11 protein-coding genes are annotated in these 15,830 nt (G+C 45.0%); 8 read left to right on the top strand and 3 right to left on the bottom strand.

Translation table 11 applies throughout. The features are described from left to right. Nucleotides 1–59 precede the first annotated feature (59 nt). Genes NFI80_RS14110 through NFI80_RS14120 form a run of 3 tightly spaced genes read right to left on the bottom strand, consistent with a single transcriptional unit; the run spans nucleotide 60 to nucleotide 4,990 of the window. Entirely contained in the window at nucleotides 60–2,147 is a 2,088-nt protein-coding gene (locus NFI80_RS14110) for a prolyl oligopeptidase family serine peptidase (RefSeq protein WP_235162654.1), read from the bottom strand. 32 nt (nucleotides 2,148–2,179) lie between these two features. Next, on the bottom strand, nucleotides 2,180–4,063 hold the full coding sequence (locus NFI80_RS14115; RefSeq protein WP_235162653.1) for a CocE/NonD family hydrolase: 1,884 nt from the start codon (nucleotides 4,061–4,063) through the stop codon (nucleotides 2,180–2,182). Nucleotides 4,064–4,072: 9 nt separating this feature from the next. Further along, on the bottom strand, nucleotides 4,073–4,990 hold the full coding sequence (locus NFI80_RS14120) for a PE-PGRS family protein (RefSeq protein ID WP_235162652.1): 918 nt from the start codon (nucleotides 4,988–4,990) through the stop codon (nucleotides 4,073–4,075). A 92-nt stretch (nucleotides 4,991–5,082) separates the two neighbouring features. Here NFI80_RS14120 and aspS point away from each other — a divergent pair, with 92 nt between their 5' ends. The 8 genes from aspS to pseI all read left to right on the top strand — a co-directional run bounded on the left by aspS (nucleotide 5,083) and on the right by pseI (nucleotide 15,829). Continuing rightward, entirely contained in the window at nucleotides 5,083–6,840 is a 1,758-nt protein-coding gene (gene aspS, locus NFI80_RS14125) for an aspartate--tRNA ligase (RefSeq protein ID WP_235157452.1), read from the top strand. 141 nt (nucleotides 6,841–6,981) lie between these two features. Further along, on the top strand, nucleotides 6,982–9,387 hold the full coding sequence (locus NFI80_RS14130; protein WP_235162651.1) for an SLBB domain-containing protein: 2,406 nt from the start codon (nucleotides 6,982–6,984) through the stop codon (nucleotides 9,385–9,387). Between the two features lie 6 nt (nucleotides 9,388–9,393). Beyond that, on the top strand, nucleotides 9,394–10,443 hold the full coding sequence (locus NFI80_RS14135; RefSeq protein ID WP_255703239.1) for a Wzz/FepE/Etk N-terminal domain-containing protein: 1,050 nt from the start codon (nucleotides 9,394–9,396) through the stop codon (nucleotides 10,441–10,443). 44 nt (nucleotides 10,444–10,487) lie between these two features. Then, nucleotides 10,488–11,504: a UDP-N-acetylglucosamine 4,6-dehydratase (inverting) gene (gene pseB, locus NFI80_RS14140; RefSeq protein WP_235162649.1), complete on the top strand. Its 1,017-nt coding sequence runs from the start codon at nucleotides 10,488–10,490 to the stop codon at nucleotides 11,502–11,504. An 11-nt stretch (nucleotides 11,505–11,515) separates the two neighbouring features. Beyond that, nucleotides 11,516–12,691 (top strand): UDP-4-amino-4,6-dideoxy-N-acetyl-beta-L-altrosamine transaminase, encoded by a 1,176-nt coding sequence (gene pseC / locus NFI80_RS14145; protein WP_235162648.1) that lies wholly within the window; start codon nucleotides 11,516–11,518, stop codon nucleotides 12,689–12,691. Then, the gene (gene pseF / locus NFI80_RS14150; RefSeq protein WP_235162647.1) at nucleotides 12,684–13,373 is read left to right on the top strand and encodes a pseudaminic acid cytidylyltransferase; all 690 of its coding nucleotides are present in this window, start codon (nucleotides 12,684–12,686) and stop codon (nucleotides 13,371–13,373) included. Before pseC ends, pseF begins: the two co-directional genes overlap by 8 nt. Then, nucleotides 13,363–14,811: a UDP-2,4-diacetamido-2,4,6-trideoxy-beta-L-altropyranose hydrolase gene (gene pseG, locus NFI80_RS14155; RefSeq protein ID WP_235162646.1), complete on the top strand. Its 1,449-nt coding sequence runs from the start codon at nucleotides 13,363–13,365 to the stop codon at nucleotides 14,809–14,811. The genes pseF and pseG overlap by 11 nt, the downstream gene beginning before the upstream one ends. After that, a complete protein-coding gene (pseI, locus tag NFI80_RS14160) occupies nucleotides 14,792–15,829 on the top strand; it encodes a pseudaminic acid synthase (protein ID WP_235162645.1) in 1,038 nt (345 codons plus the stop codon). The genes pseG and pseI overlap by 20 nt, the downstream gene beginning before the upstream one ends. Nucleotide 15,830 lies beyond the last annotated feature (1 nt).

Consider the following 15,830-nt stretch of genomic DNA (forward strand, 5'->3'; position numbering starts at 1 on the left):
AGCTTTTTACCTTACTTAATATGCGAGTTAGTATAGACGCATTGAATCACGCCAATGCATCACTTCCAAACCAACCCCATATTCGCAAACATAAAAGCGTAAATATCCGCTTGCGTTTCCAATGCTTTTTTTGTGTTGCTGGCGCCGTGGCCGGAGTTGGTGTCGATGCGGATCAGTAATGGGTTATCGGATGATTTGCCTGCTTTGGCTTGAAGTTCCGCTGCGTATTTGAATGAATGTGCAGGCACCACGCGGTCGTCGTGATCTGCAGTGGTGATCATGGTTGCAGGATATTTGCCGCCTTCCTTAATGTTGTGCAACGGAGAATAAGCGTAAAGAACTTTGAATTCCTCGGCGTTATCGCTGCTGCCGTAGTCGGCGATCCAGTTCCAGCCGATGGTGAATTTGTGGAAACGGAGCATATCCATCACTCCTACTGCCGGAAACGCAACTTTGAACAGCTCGGGCCGCTGGTTCATGACGGCTCCTACCAGCAATCCGCCGTTAGAACCACCCTGAATGGCCAATTTTGCAGCAGACGTATATTTCTCTTTGATCAAAAATTCCGCAGCAGCAATGAAATCGTCGAACACATTCTGCTTTTTAAGCTTCATCCCCTGCTCATGCCATTTCTCGCCGTATTCACTGCCTCCGCGCAAATTGGCCTGCACATAAATGCCGCCCTGGTCCAGAAAAGGAATGCGCGTAGGACTGAAAGCCGGGGTTAGGCTGATATTAAAACCGCCATATCCGTACAGGATCGTGGGATTGGAGCCGTCGCGTTTCATTCCTTTTTTGTAAGTAATGAACGCGGGGATCTTGGTGCCGTCTTTGCTGGGATAGAAAACCTGTTCAGTCTCATAATCTTCCGGCTTGAATGACACTTCGGGCTCACGAAAAACAGCGCTCTTCTTGCTGGCAATGTCGTATTTGAAGATGGTAGGCGGGTAATTGAATGATGTATAGGTGTAAAAAACAAAGCTGTCCTCACGTTCACCGCCAAATCCGCTGGCTGTTCCCAAGCCGGGCAGCTTCACCTCATTTTCCAATGCGCCGTCGATGCTGTAAACATAAGCTCGGCTGCTGACGTCTTTGGAATAGGACGCAAATAATTTGTTACCTGCAAGTCCTGCGCCTAGCAGAGGCTCGGGCTTTTCGGGGAGAACCGTTTTCCAGGATTTGGACGCCGCGACATAGCGCATAACCTTGCTATTTGGCGCGTCTTCATTGGTTTCAATTAGAAAGTCGTCGCCAATGTTCTCAATCACACCATATTGAAAATCGGTGATCTCTTCTTTGATAGGCGTAAATTTCGTACCTCCCTTTTTCAAAATCCACAAACCATTTCCATCCTTTCCTTTTCCGCGATCGCTTACGCTCAGCACGGCAAATTGCTCATCCTCAGTGGTTCCGATGGTGTGGAAACGTTGCGGGTTAGCCGGATCTTCGAATATGAGCTTGTCCTCACTTTGTTTTGTCCCGATTTTGTGAAAATAAACCTGGTGATTTTCGTTTTTCGCAGCCAGCGCGCTGCCTTCCGGTTTTGGATAACGACTGTAATAAAAGCCATCGCCTTGCCATGCCGCGCCGGAGATTTTCACCCATTCTACCTTATCGGCAAGCATTGTGAGCGTTTTCATGTCCATCACCTGATATTCCTGCCAGTCGGAGCCGCCTTGCGAAAAGCCCAGAACAGCATGGTTCCCTTCTTTCGAAAGGCTGAAAACAGTAAGTCTGGTGGTTCCGTCCGCGGAGAGTTTGTTCGGATCGATTACGGTTTCAGGCGCTCCATTTTCTCCTTTCTGGCGATACAGCACTGCCTGATTTTGGAGACCATCATTTTTATAAAAATAATAATAGTCTCCCTTTTTCCTCGGAGCCGAATATTTGGGATAATTGTAGGCCTTTTCCAGATCAAGAAAGATTTTCTTCTTGAAAGGGATTTTATCTAAATACTTGAATGTGACATCATTCTGTGCCTTAACCCACTCGCCGGTTTCCTTTGAACGGTCATCTTCCAGCCAGCGATAAGGATCAGAAACCTTGATTCCGTGATATTCATCGATGTGATCAACGCGGTTTGTAGATGGATAATCTAGCTTTTGAGCCAAACCATTGGTCAGCATGGAAGCGGCAATCGTACTCATTGCAATGTTTTTAAGATTAAAAAAATGTCGCATTATTTGATAACGTCTACTTCAAGTGAACTGGCTGCGCTGGCCTGATGATAAATAGTCTGCTTTGCGCTGATAAAATCGAATGCCTCAGCCTTGTAAATGTTCTCCACGTATTTCTGCGGATTGCGGTCGAAAAGCGGGAATGCTGTGCTTTGTACCTGGACCATAATGCGATGGCCCTTTTTGAATGTATGCAAAACATCCTGCAAGCGGAATTTAATGTCCGTCATTTTGCCGGCCACCAGTGCTTCCGGCTTTTCAAAACTGTTCCGGAATCTCGATCTCATGATTTCGCTTCGCACCATTTGCTGGTAACCTGCCAGAACGGTTGTTGGATTGGGTAGATATGCGTGATTTTTCTCGTCGCCAGGATACACGTCGATTAGTTTTACAAAAAAATCGGCGTCGGTTCCGGTGGTGCTGATCTTTAATAATGCTGTAATCTCACCTCCTAATGTAATGTCATTTTCCAGCACATCTGTTTGAAAAACAAGCACATCCGGTCGTGTGGAAGCGAAACGCTGGTCTTCCGACATATATTCAAATGGCGTAAAGCCAGACATTTGCTTGTAATTGGCCGTATAAGGAACCGGTTTGGCCGGATCGCTCACATATTCACTCACCGATTTGGCTTGTGCGGGCTCTTTGAAATCCAGCTTACCACTTTCGTGGAAATATAGTTTGCGTTTTTCAACAGCCGCGACAGGCCACTTGTCGAATGTTTGCCAGGCTTTTTTACCTGTATCGAACATATAAGCCTCCGGCAAGCCCGTTTTCCCATCGCCCGATTCTTTCAGGAAATGTTTGAAAAATTTCGCCTCAATGTTGTTTTGATAAAAAGTGGCAATGCTATCGCCGAAATAAATGTCATTGTGCAATGTATGGCCGGTTTCCCTGCTCCATCTTCCATGCCCGAACGGTCCGACAACAATCGTATTATAAGTAGAAGGATTGTTTTTCTCAATCGTTTTGTAAGTGTTCAAAGGACCATAAAGATCTTCTGCATCAAACCAGCCGCCAACCGTCATGAAGGCATGCTTGATGTTTTTCAAATGCGGCAGAATGTCTCTTTTTTGCCAGAACTCGTCCTTGTTAGGATGATTAACTGTTTCCTGCCAATAGAAATTTTTTGAATAATATTTATCAAAATTTTTGAGAGGGCCCATATTCAGGTTGAATGTGTAACCATCAGGCTTGGCTTCGAACATATCTCCCGCAAACCAGGAAGATGTCGTTGGCTTGGGCGGTTTAATCCCAAAAACCGGAAATGTGAGGTAATAGCCTTGTGTGAATGCACCATTATGGTGAAAATCGTCAAAAAAGAAGTCGGCGATGGGCGCTTGCGGCGATGATGCCTTTAACGCAGGGTGCTCGGAAAGTGCGCTCGCTGTGGTGTAAAATCCGGGATAGGAAATGCCCCACTGGCCTACCTTACCGTTGTTATTTGGAATGTTTTTGAGCAGCCATTCGATCGTGTCATAAGTGTCTGATGCTTCGTCTACATCTGTCTTTCCTTTCTTCTGTGCAATGTGCGGCGTCATGTTGGTCCACTCGCCTTCGCTCATGTAGCGGCCGCGCACATCCTGGTATACGAAAATAAATTTATCACGCATTAATGCCGGACTCGGCCCAATTCTCGGCGGATAATTGTCCGGCCCGTAAGGCGCAACGCTGTAACATGTGCGCTGCATTAAGAAAGGATATTTCTTCTGTGCCGAGGCGTCTTTCGGGCTGTAAACGATCGTGTGCAATTTCACGCCGTCCCGAACCGCGATGTCATATTCGGCTTTGGTGTAGTTTTCCCGGATGAATTTCTCATCCCCATTCTGCGCATTTGCAACAGTAATAACGAGCATCAGAACGACGCTTAATAAAGTTTTAAGCATGGCTTTGGTTTATTTTCTTTTGTAAAAATTCAAAGTGACGCTGGCAGCATTGGATTTTTCACTGATCGTATAAAATCCTTTTCCATCGGCATCCATACAAACGGCCTCTCCTTGCGGTTCCAGCGCGACCAGCAATTGCTTTGTAGCGGATTGAGTCAATGTTTGCCCCACAGATTCTCCTGCCTTTATTTTCCAATAATATACAGCAAGATAAGTTCTGATGAGGATTTCGCTGCCATCTTTGGAAATATTTCCAGCCGTAGCTAATCCTACGCCAGGCACCGTTCCTACTTTTTCGGCAACAATTGTTTGCGTTGTAGACTGCGGAAAGGCAAGTTTATAAATTCCGGTGTTCTGCCCTTCTTTTGATATAACAAAAAGGTCCTTGGTGGTCGGGTCCAGCATTAATGCCTCTGCATCTCTGGTTCCGTCCGGATAACTGAATGTGATCTTTTCCAATTTTGTTTCGTCAAAATTCGCATTTGCATCACTCACTTCCGGAACCCTGTAAATCACACCAACCTGGCTTTTGGGCTCATTGTTGTTTCCAATATCACCAATGTAAAGATAATTAACACCTGCATTCGGACCGGGGCCTATCTCCACATCCTCCCAATCCCGGTTAGCAGCACCTGGAACCTTCATTTCCTTTATATTTTTCCCGTCTGCACTTAACAGATACAACGAGCTTGGCTGGCCTGAATCCTGGTTGATCCAAAAATTTCCTGGCATGCTGTAACTCGGGACAATGCCGGATGCTTCGTCAATAATGCCGGGGGTAATTGCCACTTTCTGAGGCGTCATATCGAAATCGGCGGCGGTCGTAGGGTTTGTAGTGGGGTCGGTATCGCAGGAACAGTTCACACAAAAAATAATGGATGATAAAACCACTCCTGCTTGTCTGCTCAGCCTTTTATATAATTTCATAAAAAACACTTCATGTTAGATTTGCTAAAAATACGTACTTTTGCGGCATTTATTATCAGGCAGTTTCACTATATCAGTATTAAAAAAGTTATATGTTACGTACCCATACCTGTGGAGAGTTAAGCTTAGAACATGTAAATCAAGAAGTTGTATTGTGTGGCTGGGTTCAGCGTGTCCGTGATAAGGGCGGCATGATCTGGCTTGATTTGCGTGACCGCTACGGACTAACTCAGCTTCTTTTTGAAGAGGGAAAAACACAGGCTGATGTGCTTGAAATCGCGCGCTCATTGGGCCGCGAATTCGTTATTTCAGCAAAAGGCCAGGTAATTGAAAGGCTTTCTAAAAACGATAAAATTGCCACAGGCGCTATTGAAATCCGTGTTTCTGAGCTTAATATTCTGAATCCGGCCAAGTTGCCCCCTTTCCTTATTGAGGATGAAACGGATGGCGGCGACGATATCCGGATGAAATACAGATATCTGGATTTGAGAAGAAATAATGTTCGTAAAAATCTGCAATTAAGGCATCAGGTTGCGCGTCATACACGTGCATATCTGGACGACCTGGACTTTATAGAAGTTGAAACACCCGTATTAATAAAATCCACACCGGAAGGCGCGCGTGATTTCGTCGTGCCGAGCCGCATGAACCCGGGTGAATTTTACGCGCTGCCGCAATCTCCGCAAACATTCAAGCAATTGCTCATGGTAGCAGGTTTCGACCGTTACTATCAGATCGTTAAATGTTTCCGGGACGAGGATTTACGTGCCGACCGTCAGCCTGAATTTACGCAGATAGACTGTGAAATGTCGTTTGTGACGCAGGAAGACGTGCTCAATACATTTGAAGGACTTATCCGTAACCTGTTTGCGAAAGTAAAAGGACTAGACTTGCCGGAGGTTCCGCGCATGACTTATGCGGATGCAATGCGCCTTTACGGCTCAGACAAGCCGGATATCCGGTTTGATATGCAGTTTGTTGAATTAAAAGGAGCTTCGCAGGATCTTACTTCGGGCAAAGGTTTCGGTGTTTTCGACGATGCCGAGTTGGTGGTGGGCATCTGCGCACCGGATAGCGCCGTATATACCCGCAAGCAGATGGACGAGCTGACGGACTGGTTGAAACGTCCGCAAATCGGAGCCAAAGGCTTGATCTATGTACGTTATAATACCGATGGTTCACTGAAATCGTCCGTTGACAAATTCTACGCCGAAGAGGATATTAAGAAATGGGCTGAGGCGTTTAATGCTAAGCCAGGAGATTTAATTTTGATCCTTTCAGGCGCAGCAGACAAAGCGCGCAAGCAATTGAATGAGCTTCGCCTTGAAATGGGAACGAGGCTGGGATTGAGAAAACCGGATGAATACAGAGCATTATGGGTGCTGGATTTCCCGCTTTTGGAATATGGAGAAGCTGAAAATCGCTGGTTTGCCATGCACCATCCGTTTACCAGTCCGAAGCCGGAGGATATTGCGTTACTGGACGGGAACTTAGGAGCGGTTCGGGCCAATGCATACGATATGGTAATCAATGGCGTTGAAGTTGGCGGAGGTTCTGTAAGGATTTTTGAAAAAGAGCTTCAAAAGCAAATGTTCGGAATTCTTGGCTTTACCGAGGAAGAGGCTCAGGAGCAATTCGGATTTCTAATGAATGCATTTGAGTTCGGCGCTCCTCCCCACGCTGGGATTGCGTTTGGATTCGACCGTCTGTGTTCCATCTTTGGCGGAGCGGACTCTATCAGGGACTTCATCGCGTTTCCAAAGAATAATTCAGGGCGTGATGTGATGATTGATTCACCCTCTGTTATATCCGACGCACAATTGAAAGAATTGGCGATTAAAGTAGAATAGTGAAAATATTTATCGGATTAATATATTTTACCGGGGAATTTAGATATTGTAAGATTTCGTAGTTTTACTGCTTGCTTGGTCAAGCACCCCGGATCAAATTAAGAAATGCGTACCGACGCGATTTAATATAATTAACACTGCATGCATTATTTATCTAAAACAGTTAACGCCATCCGGATAGCGTTTTTTATCCTACTGATAAGCACAGTCACTCAAGCCCAGGATCCAGTACCACAGACCCCGACCACTGTACCGGGGCAAACCACCCCGACACCATCAACCGGAGCGCCCGTTTCCAATTCGCAGGCTGTTGAATTCTATAACCAGGCCAAGCAGTCGGGAATGTCGGATATGGACATTGAAAAGGCAGCATTACAACGCGGTTACACGCTGGACGATATCTCTGCCATGCGGAAACGCCTGGAACAGACTTCCAAAGACAACACAAAAAACGACCCTAACAGAGACCAGCTGGACGAAACCCGGGAGCAGGATGATCTGGACGAGTTGGAAGAAGAAACAAACAACGAAAGAGACACGACTGCTGCTGGCAGAGCGCGGTTGAGAAGACTGGACAGAACATTTGGCTCTTCGTTTTTCAGAGGAACCTCAACCACATTTGAACCGAATTTACGTATTCCTACGCCAAGAAATTATATACTAGGTCCTGACGACGAGCTTGTTGTAGACATCTACGGCAATTCAGTAGATAACTTCCGCATGAAGATCAGCCCGGAAGGCACAGTTAAAATGCTGAATCTTGCGCCGGTTTATGTAAATGGATTGACCATCGAACAGGCTAGCGAAAGGATTATCAACAGACTAAGACAAGCATACTCAACATTAAATCGCCCGGGATCCGGCACCTATTCCACGATTACACTGGGTAACGTCCGCAGCATCCGGGTTATGATCGCCGGTGAAGTTGTACGACCCGGAACTTACACTGTTTCTTCTTTATCCACTGCCTTCAATGCACTTTACGTCTCAGGAGGCCCGGGCCGGAATGGTTCTTACCGGAACATTGATATCATTAGAAATAACAAAGTAATCCGTCAGATTGACTTATACCGGTTTCTGATTGATGCTGATTTAAGGGATAATATTGCTTTGCAGGACCAGGATATCATTTTGATCCGCCCTTATGAAACCCGACTGGAACTCACCGGTGAAGTTAAGAAAAGTGGGATTTTTGAAGCCAAAGCAGGCGAAACTGTAAAAGACATCTTGAAATATGCAGGTGGCTTTACGCCTGAGGCATTCACACAATTGATTCAATATCAGAGAAACACTGGCAACAACTTCATAATTGGAAGCATTGACTCTGCTCAGGTAAATACTTTTATCCCGAAAAATGGGGATATATATAATGTTAAAAGGATTCTGGAAGTAGTTGCTAACCAAGTTGAAGTACGCGGCGCAGTAACAAGGCCCGGCATATATCCACTGGATGAGCGCACCAAAACGGTTAAAGAATTGATTACGATTTCGCAAGGGATCAGTCCACGCGCATTTCTGAACCGCGCACTTCTGGAAAGATCAAGCGGTGACACACAGACCGGGCTTGTTGCCATTGATCTGAGGAAACTGATGAACAATGAGATTCCGGATATAACCTTGCTTCCTGGTGATATCCTTACCATTAAGTCGGTGGAGGACCTTAAAGAATTTACTTTCCTGTCGGTTAAAGGATCGGTTATCAATCCGGGTGAATATTATTATTACAAAGATATCACCATCGCGGATTTGATATTCCAGGCAGGCGGCTATACAGAAGGCGGTATCCCCTACCGTATCGAAGTTTCGCGCAGGGTTAAAAATGATACAACCGGGCTTCCTTCGGACCAAAATGTCCGTATTTTCACATTGGACGTTGCCGATAACCTGACATTGAATGAGCAGGACCAGAAGTTTACGCTCTACCCTTACGACATTGTCCTGGTGCGTAAATCGCCAAGATATGAGACGCAGAAAACAGTTACGATTTTTGGTCAGGTAACCTATCCGGGAACTTACACCATTCTCAACAACTTCGAAAAAATATCGGACCTGTTCCCTAAGGCAGGTGGCATGCGGAAGGAAGCTTACATAGAAGGAGCGAGGTTTTACCGCAACCGGGAGTTAGTTGCCCTCGACCTAAAAGCTATCATTGAGAAGCCATCTATCCCGGCAAATTTACTTTTGGCTGATGGAGATACAATTTATATCCCAAAGAAATCGGAAATGGTTAGGATCCAAGGAGGTGTTTATAACCCTTCACTGGTAAACTATGATCCAGGATTCAACTTCCATGAATACATTTCGCAGGCCGGTGGATTTGCCGAAAGAGCCCGTAAAAACAGGGTTTACGTATCTTACCCAAATGGTAGGACGCACCGTACAAGTAAGTTCTTGTTTTTCAGATCCTACCCTAAAGTTCAGCCAGGATCTACGGTTACCGTTCCACTGAAGGAACCGAAACTGGAACAGCCAATGTCGAGAGGAGAAAGACTGGCGATTATATCCCTGTTTACTACCCTTGCCATCGCTCTCATCCGTATTCTTTAAGATAGTATGCCTGATATTCAGTTAGAAAAGACAACCGATACCGTCGAAATCAGCTTTCTTGAGGTAGTCGGATTCTTCAAAAGATATTTTTTAGTGTTGGTGATTGCTGCCATTGCCTTTGCGGTTCTTGGCGTTGCAATCAGTTTCCTGCTACAAAAAAAATATACCGCTCAAACCATATTGCTGCCTGAGTTAGGTTCCAGCAGAAGCAGTTCCTTCTTCAGCATGGCCCTGGGTGCGGGTTCTGACCCGAGTGGAAAGCTTGTTCCGGAACTTTATCCGAACATCCTCTCAACAGTCCCGTTCGGACAGTATTTATTAAAAGTTCCGGTTACGGACCAGGATAATGTTTCCTATCCCTCGCTTGAGAGTTTCATGAAAAGAGATAGTTCGCAAAGCTTTCTATCCCGCCTCATGTCATTTGGAAGGGATAAACCGAACAAACCTGAGAAAAAGGCTGCAACGAGCAATGAGCGGATCATTTCGTTCACGCCGCAACAGGAAGCAATGGTTAATGCAGCTAAAAGCTACGTTCAAGCTACGGTTGGGACCAATGACGGAATTATCACTATTGAAAGTGAAATGACCGACCCCGTAGTTGCCGCGATATTGGTTGAAGCCAGCGAAAAATATCTCATTGAATACGTGACGAATTATACCGTATCCAAAACAACGCAGCAAGTTGAGTTCCTGCAAAAACGGGTAGAGGAAGCGAAGAAAAGACAGCAGAGCGCAGAATATGCCTTGCAAACATATAGAGACACACACAGAAATACGTTCCTGAACGTAGCCAGAATTGAAGAACAGCGATTGCAAGCGGAGTATGTGCTTTCACAAGCCATATATTCAGATCTATCCAATAAGCTCGAACAGTTCAAAATCCGGGAAAAAGAAGAGAAACCAGTATTTAAAGTGCTTGAACCTGTGCGCGTGCCATTAGCCAAAAGCAGTCCGAAGCGATTATTTATAGCCATCATTTTCTCCGTCCTTGGCGTATTTATAACGCTCTCTTACATCATATTCTTCAAGGAAAAGCTTCATAGACATTTTGTGTAATTCATAAATCAATAAGAATAAGTTTAAAACTAAATACAACTAACATGCTAGATTTGACCGGTAAATCAATACTAATAACAGGAGGAACTGGTTCTTTAGGTAAAGCATTGACCGAAACGATCTTCAAAAGATGGCCGGGTGTGAAAAGGTTAGTAATCTTTTCAAGGGATGAGCAGAAGCAATTCCAGATGGCGCAGGAATACACACCAGAAAAATACCCCCAAATTCGTTTTTTCATTGGTGATGTAAGAGATGAAGAACGTTTAAGAAGAGCTTTCAAAGGAATCGACTTCGTTATACATGCTGCTGCTATGAAGCATGTGCCTATTGCAGAATACAATCCTTCGGAATGTGTTAAGACTAACATTAACGGAGCGCAAAATGTAATTAATGCATCCTTGGACACTGAGGTAAGCCATGTGGTTGCACTGTCAACAGATAAGGCTGCCGCTCCGATCAACCTTTACGGCGCCACAAAACTAACGTCCGACAAGCTCTTTATTGCTGCCAATAACATCCGTGGACGTAATCCTATCAAGTTTTCGGTGGTGCGCTACGGTAACGTAATGGGCTCTAACGGTTCCGTGATTCCTTTTTTCATTAATAAAAAGAAAACCGGTGTATTGCCGATAACAGTTGAAACGATGACCCGCTTCAACATCTCCCTGCAAGGTGGAGTTGACATGGTTTTGCATGCATTGGAAACTGCATGGGGAGGCGAACTTTTTGTCCCTAAAATCCCATCTTATAATATTCTGGACATTGCGCAGGCCATTGGCCCCGAATGTGAGCATCGCGTCATCGGTATACGTCCTGGCGAGAAGATCCACGAGGAAATGATTACAACCTCGGACTCATTCTTTACTTATGATTTAGGTAAGTACTATGCCATTGTTCCTCAGACTCCTAACTGGAATTTAGCGGATTTCATTGCACATTTCGATGCAAAGAAAGTGCCTGATGGCTTTTCATATAATTCCGGAAATAATACAGAGTGGGAAACAGTTGACAGTCTGCGCGCGTTGATTAAGGAGCACGTAGATTCAGATTTTACAGTTTAATTTTTTCGGGTATGATACCATACGGAAGGCAAAACATCACTGAGGAAGATCTAAGGGCTGTTACGGATGTTTTGAAATCCGATTACCTGACCCAGGGTCCGAATATCCAGGAGTTTGAAACAGCATTTGCAAAGTATGTAGGGGCAAAATATGCTGTTGCGGTTGCAAATGGAACTGCTGCACTGCATTTATGCGCACTCGCACTGAATGTAAGTCCGGGGGACAAGGTGATAACAACGCCGATTACATTCGCAGCTTCTGCGAATTGTATCCGCTATTGCGGGGGCGAAATTGTGTTTGCAGACATTGATCCTTCCAGTTATTTAATTGATATCAATGCTGTAAGAAGCCTTTTGGAAGCATCGCCAAAAGGGACTTACACAGGCATAGTTCCAGTCGACTTCGCTGGCAGGGCCGTTAATCTGGAGGAAATAAAAAATCTTGCAGACGAATACGGTTTGTGGATTATTGAAGATGCATGCCACGCGCCGGGAGGCTTTTTTACAGACTCTGAGGGCAACGACCAGCTTTGTGGAAACAGCAAATTTGCAGATCTTGCTATATTCAGCTTCCACCCTGTTAAGCACATTGCTTGTGGGGAAGGCGGAATGGTCACAACAAATAGCATAGAGCTGTACCAAAAGCTTCTTGCACTCCGTACACACGGCATCGTAAAATCCAATGACCTATACGTGAATAGTATAGAACTGGCTGGTGGAGACGAAAGTTACCCAGGCTGGTATATGGAAATGCAGACATTGGGTTACAATTACCGCCTGACCGATTTCCAGGCTGCGCTTGGAACAAGCCAATTGAAAAGGGCAGACGATGGAATAGCGAGACGCAGGCTGATTGCTCAAAAATACAATGATGCATTTTCAGGAAAATCCTTCATTTCAGGACAAAGCGGCGTGGATGCCGGTCATGCTTATCACCTTTACATTATAGAAGCGGACGATCGTCTAAGTCTTTACAACCATTTGCGGGAGCAGAAAATTTTCGCGCAGATCCATTACATTCCCTGCCACTTAATGCCTTATTACCAAAGCTTAGGCTGGAAAGCTGGTGACATGCCGAAAGCTGAAAGCTATTATCGGAAATGTATCAGCTTGCCGATGTATCCTACGCTGACGGACGAAGAGCAATCATTTGTGATAAAGTCTGTTTATGAATTTTACAATGAGTAAATCCCTGGCGATCATTCCGGCAAGGGGCGGCAGTAAGCGGATTCCGAAGAAAAATATTAAGGATTTTCTCGGTAAACCAATTATCGCTTATGCCATCGAGACGGCGCTGGCTTCTGGCCTGTTCGACGAGGTAATGGTGTCTACGGATGATCAGGGGATTGCCGCTATTGCAAAACAATTCGGCGCTGCGGTCCCATTTTTAAGGACTGAAAAGAACTCGGACGATTTCGCCTCCACTGTTGACGTGATCAAAGAGGTTGAGCGAGAATATTTATCCCGTTTTTCAAAGAGGTTCGATAGCATTTGCTGTATATACCCTACTGCACCGCTGATCAGAAAAGAACATTTGGCAGAAGGGCTAACATTACTCAATACATTCAATTACGATTCTGTATTCCCGGTTGTACCATTCTCGTATCCCGTTTGGCGCGGATTACAATTGAATGATGGGAAGATAGAAATGGTGTGGCCGGAAAATAAAAATGTCCGGTCTCAGGATTTAAAACCGGTTTATCATGATGCCGGTCAATGGTATTGGTACAATCCATTGCGCGTTACCGACTCGCTTTTTAGCTCAAACAGCGCTCCTGTAATTCTTTCAGAAGAGGAAGTGCAGGACATTGATACACATTCAGACTGGTTAATGGCGGAGATGAAATTTCGATTGCTATATGAAAAGTAAGCTATACATTAGAACGGATGGAAGCCCCAGTATTGGCCTAGGTCATCTCGTTAGATGTATAGCTTTGGCGAAAATGCTAGTTGACGACTTCGACATCATTTTCGCCTGCAAGCAAGTTCCCGAAACCATTATTGACGAAATAAAAACAGACGGTTTTCAGTTGCTTCGGTTAGACAATGATGACGACCTGATATCCATTTTGTCACCAGACGACTTGGTCGTGCTGGATAGTTACGAATTGGAAAGTGACTATCAGAAATCCATCAAAATGATCGGCTGCGGCTTGATCTGCATTGATGATCTGCATGAGAAAACGACCTATGCGGACCTCGTGTTAAATCATACGCCCTGCGTTTCTCCGAGTGAATATCCGGCACAGCCTTATACGCAATATGCATTAGGCCCAAATTATGCCCTGATCAGACCGGCGTTTTTAAATCTGGCAAAAAAAGGCAGGCTGCCTGGTAAGAGCGATTCTGTTTTGATATGTTTCGGAGGATCGGACAGCAGAAATTTAACAAAACTTGCAACTGAAGTAGTGCTTGACACGAAGCGCTTCAAAAAAATAGTTGTCGTTACCGGTGCAGCTTATGCTCATCACAATACAATTGATGAGATTCTGAGCGAGCAGGAAAGTGTGCTGCATTATTCAAATATCAGTGCAGAGGATATGGCACAATACATGTCAGAAGTTGACCTCTGCATTGTTCCCTCGAGCGGGATTTTAACGGAGGCGCTTACCTCGGGAGCCAATATCATATCCGGAATGTATGTTTCAAATCAACGCTTTGTTTTTGAAAACTATAAGGACGCAAATGCTTTCATCAGCGCAGCAGATTTTTCTAGAGAGAATTTGACAAAGGCGGTTGAAACATATTTCAGCCAGGGTTCTGACAAGAACCAGCAGCTAGTTGATGGGTTGTCGGGCACCCGGATTCAAAACCTTTTCAGGCAATTATTGAACGAGAAAAACTTTGCAATAAGGGACCTGGCAAGCGATGATGCTGAATTGACTTACAAATGGGCAATTAATGAAAATGTCCGGAGATATTCCCTGAGTAAGGGCAAAATTAAATTTGAAGAACACATTGCCTGGCTGACGCGCAAACTGGATGATCCGAAGTGTAAATTTTACATTGCGTCTCTTTCGGGAAAACCTGTTGGATCCATCAGGTTTGATATAGATGGGCAAGAAGCTGTCATCAGTTATTTGTTGGATCCTGCATATCATGGCAAAGGTCTTGGCGCAACGTTACTTAAGCAAGGAATTTTGTCTTTCATTAATGCCTCGCATTCGGCGAATTTGATCTCCGGGATAGTTATGAGAGAAAACATCTCATCTTGCAAAACATTTGAACGCTTCGGATTTGTAAAACAAACAGACGGCGAAAATTATAAATACACTATGTATATCGGTGATGAAAATAGGAACATTTGAAATCAATCAGGACAGCCCCGTATTTATTATTGCTGAGCTTTCGGCAAACCATAACGGCAGCTTAGAAACGGCCATAGCAACGATCAGGGCAGCAAAACGTGCGGGAGCTGATTGCATAAAGCTACAAACTTACACGGCGGATACCATCACGATTGATTCGCGCATGGACGACTTCCGCATTGGCGGAACGATCTGGGACGGTCAGTATCTTCATGATTTGTACCAGGAGGCTTACACGCCTTGGGAATGGCACGCCGAACTATTCCGGGTTGCGGAAGAAGAAGGTCTGATTTGTTTTTCCTCCCCCTTCGATCCAACGGCTGTCGAATTTCTGGAAAATCTTAATGTACCAGCTTACAAAATCGCTTCGTTCGAAATCACAGATATCCCGCTTATTGAACTGGTTGCATCCAAGGGTAAGCCTGTGATTATTTCTACCGGGATTGCCACGGAGGAGGATATTGAACTTGCATTGGATGCTTGCAGAAGACAAGGCAATGATCAGATCGCCTTGTTAAAATGCACATCAAGCTATCCAGCGCCAATTGCGGAAGCAAATATGACAATGATCAAGGACTTCCGCGAACGTTTCAATGTTATAAGCGGACTTTCCGACCACACCATTGGCAGCACAGTTCCAATTGTTGCAACCGTTCTTGGCGCCAAAATCATTGAAAAGCATTTCATTCTGGATAGATCGATCGGTGGCCCGGATGCTTCCTTTTCGATGAACGAAGCTGAATTTTCCGAAATGGTAAAATCTGTCCGTGAAGCCGAACAGGCCGTTGGCAAAGTGGATTATCAGTTGACCGAAAAGCAGGCAAAAGGGAAAGATTTTTCGCGGTCTCTATATGTAGTTCAGGACATTGCTGCGGGAGAAAATGTGACAACGGCGAACGTGCGGTCCATTCGTCCCGGCTTCGGACTTCACCCGAAACATCTAAAAGACATTATAGGAAAACCTGTAAAGGAGGATATCAAAAGAGGATCCAGGATGTCGATGGACAAAATGGCCTAGA

Origin of the sequence: Dyadobacter chenhuakuii, assembly GCF_023821985.2 — a bacterium.
Lineage (GTDB): Bacteria > Bacteroidota > Bacteroidia > Cytophagales > Spirosomataceae > Dyadobacter > Dyadobacter chenhuakuii.

What these genes read in the sequence shown, in the direction of transcription:
- NFI80_RS14110 (WP_235162654.1), bottom strand. Translation starts at nt 2,147, where the DNA reads ATGAGTACGATTGCCGCTTCCATGCTGACCAATGGTTTGGCTCAAAAG.
- NFI80_RS14115 (WP_235162653.1), bottom strand. Translation starts at nt 4,063, where the DNA reads ATGCTTAAAACTTTATTAAGCGTCGTTCTGATGCTCGTTATTACTGTT.
- NFI80_RS14120 (WP_235162652.1), bottom strand. Translation starts at nt 4,990, where the DNA reads ATGAAATTATATAAAAGGCTGAGCAGACAAGCAGGAGTGGTTTTATCA.
- aspS (WP_235157452.1), top strand. Translation starts at nt 5,083, where the DNA reads ATGTTACGTACCCATACCTGTGGAGAGTTAAGCTTAGAACATGTAAAT.
- NFI80_RS14130 (WP_235162651.1), top strand. Translation starts at nt 6,982, where the DNA reads ATGCATTATTTATCTAAAACAGTTAACGCCATCCGGATAGCGTTTTTT.
- NFI80_RS14135 (WP_255703239.1), top strand. Translation starts at nt 9,394, where the DNA reads ATGCCTGATATTCAGTTAGAAAAGACAACCGATACCGTCGAAATCAGC.
- pseB (WP_235162649.1), top strand. Translation starts at nt 10,488, where the DNA reads ATGCTAGATTTGACCGGTAAATCAATACTAATAACAGGAGGAACTGGT.
- pseC (WP_235162648.1), top strand. Translation starts at nt 11,516, where the DNA reads ATGATACCATACGGAAGGCAAAACATCACTGAGGAAGATCTAAGGGCT.
- pseF (WP_235162647.1), top strand. Translation starts at nt 12,684, where the DNA reads ATGAGTAAATCCCTGGCGATCATTCCGGCAAGGGGCGGCAGTAAGCGG.
- pseG (WP_235162646.1), top strand. Translation starts at nt 13,363, where the DNA reads ATGAAAAGTAAGCTATACATTAGAACGGATGGAAGCCCCAGTATTGGC.
- pseI (WP_235162645.1), top strand. Translation starts at nt 14,792, where the DNA reads ATGAAAATAGGAACATTTGAAATCAATCAGGACAGCCCCGTATTTATT.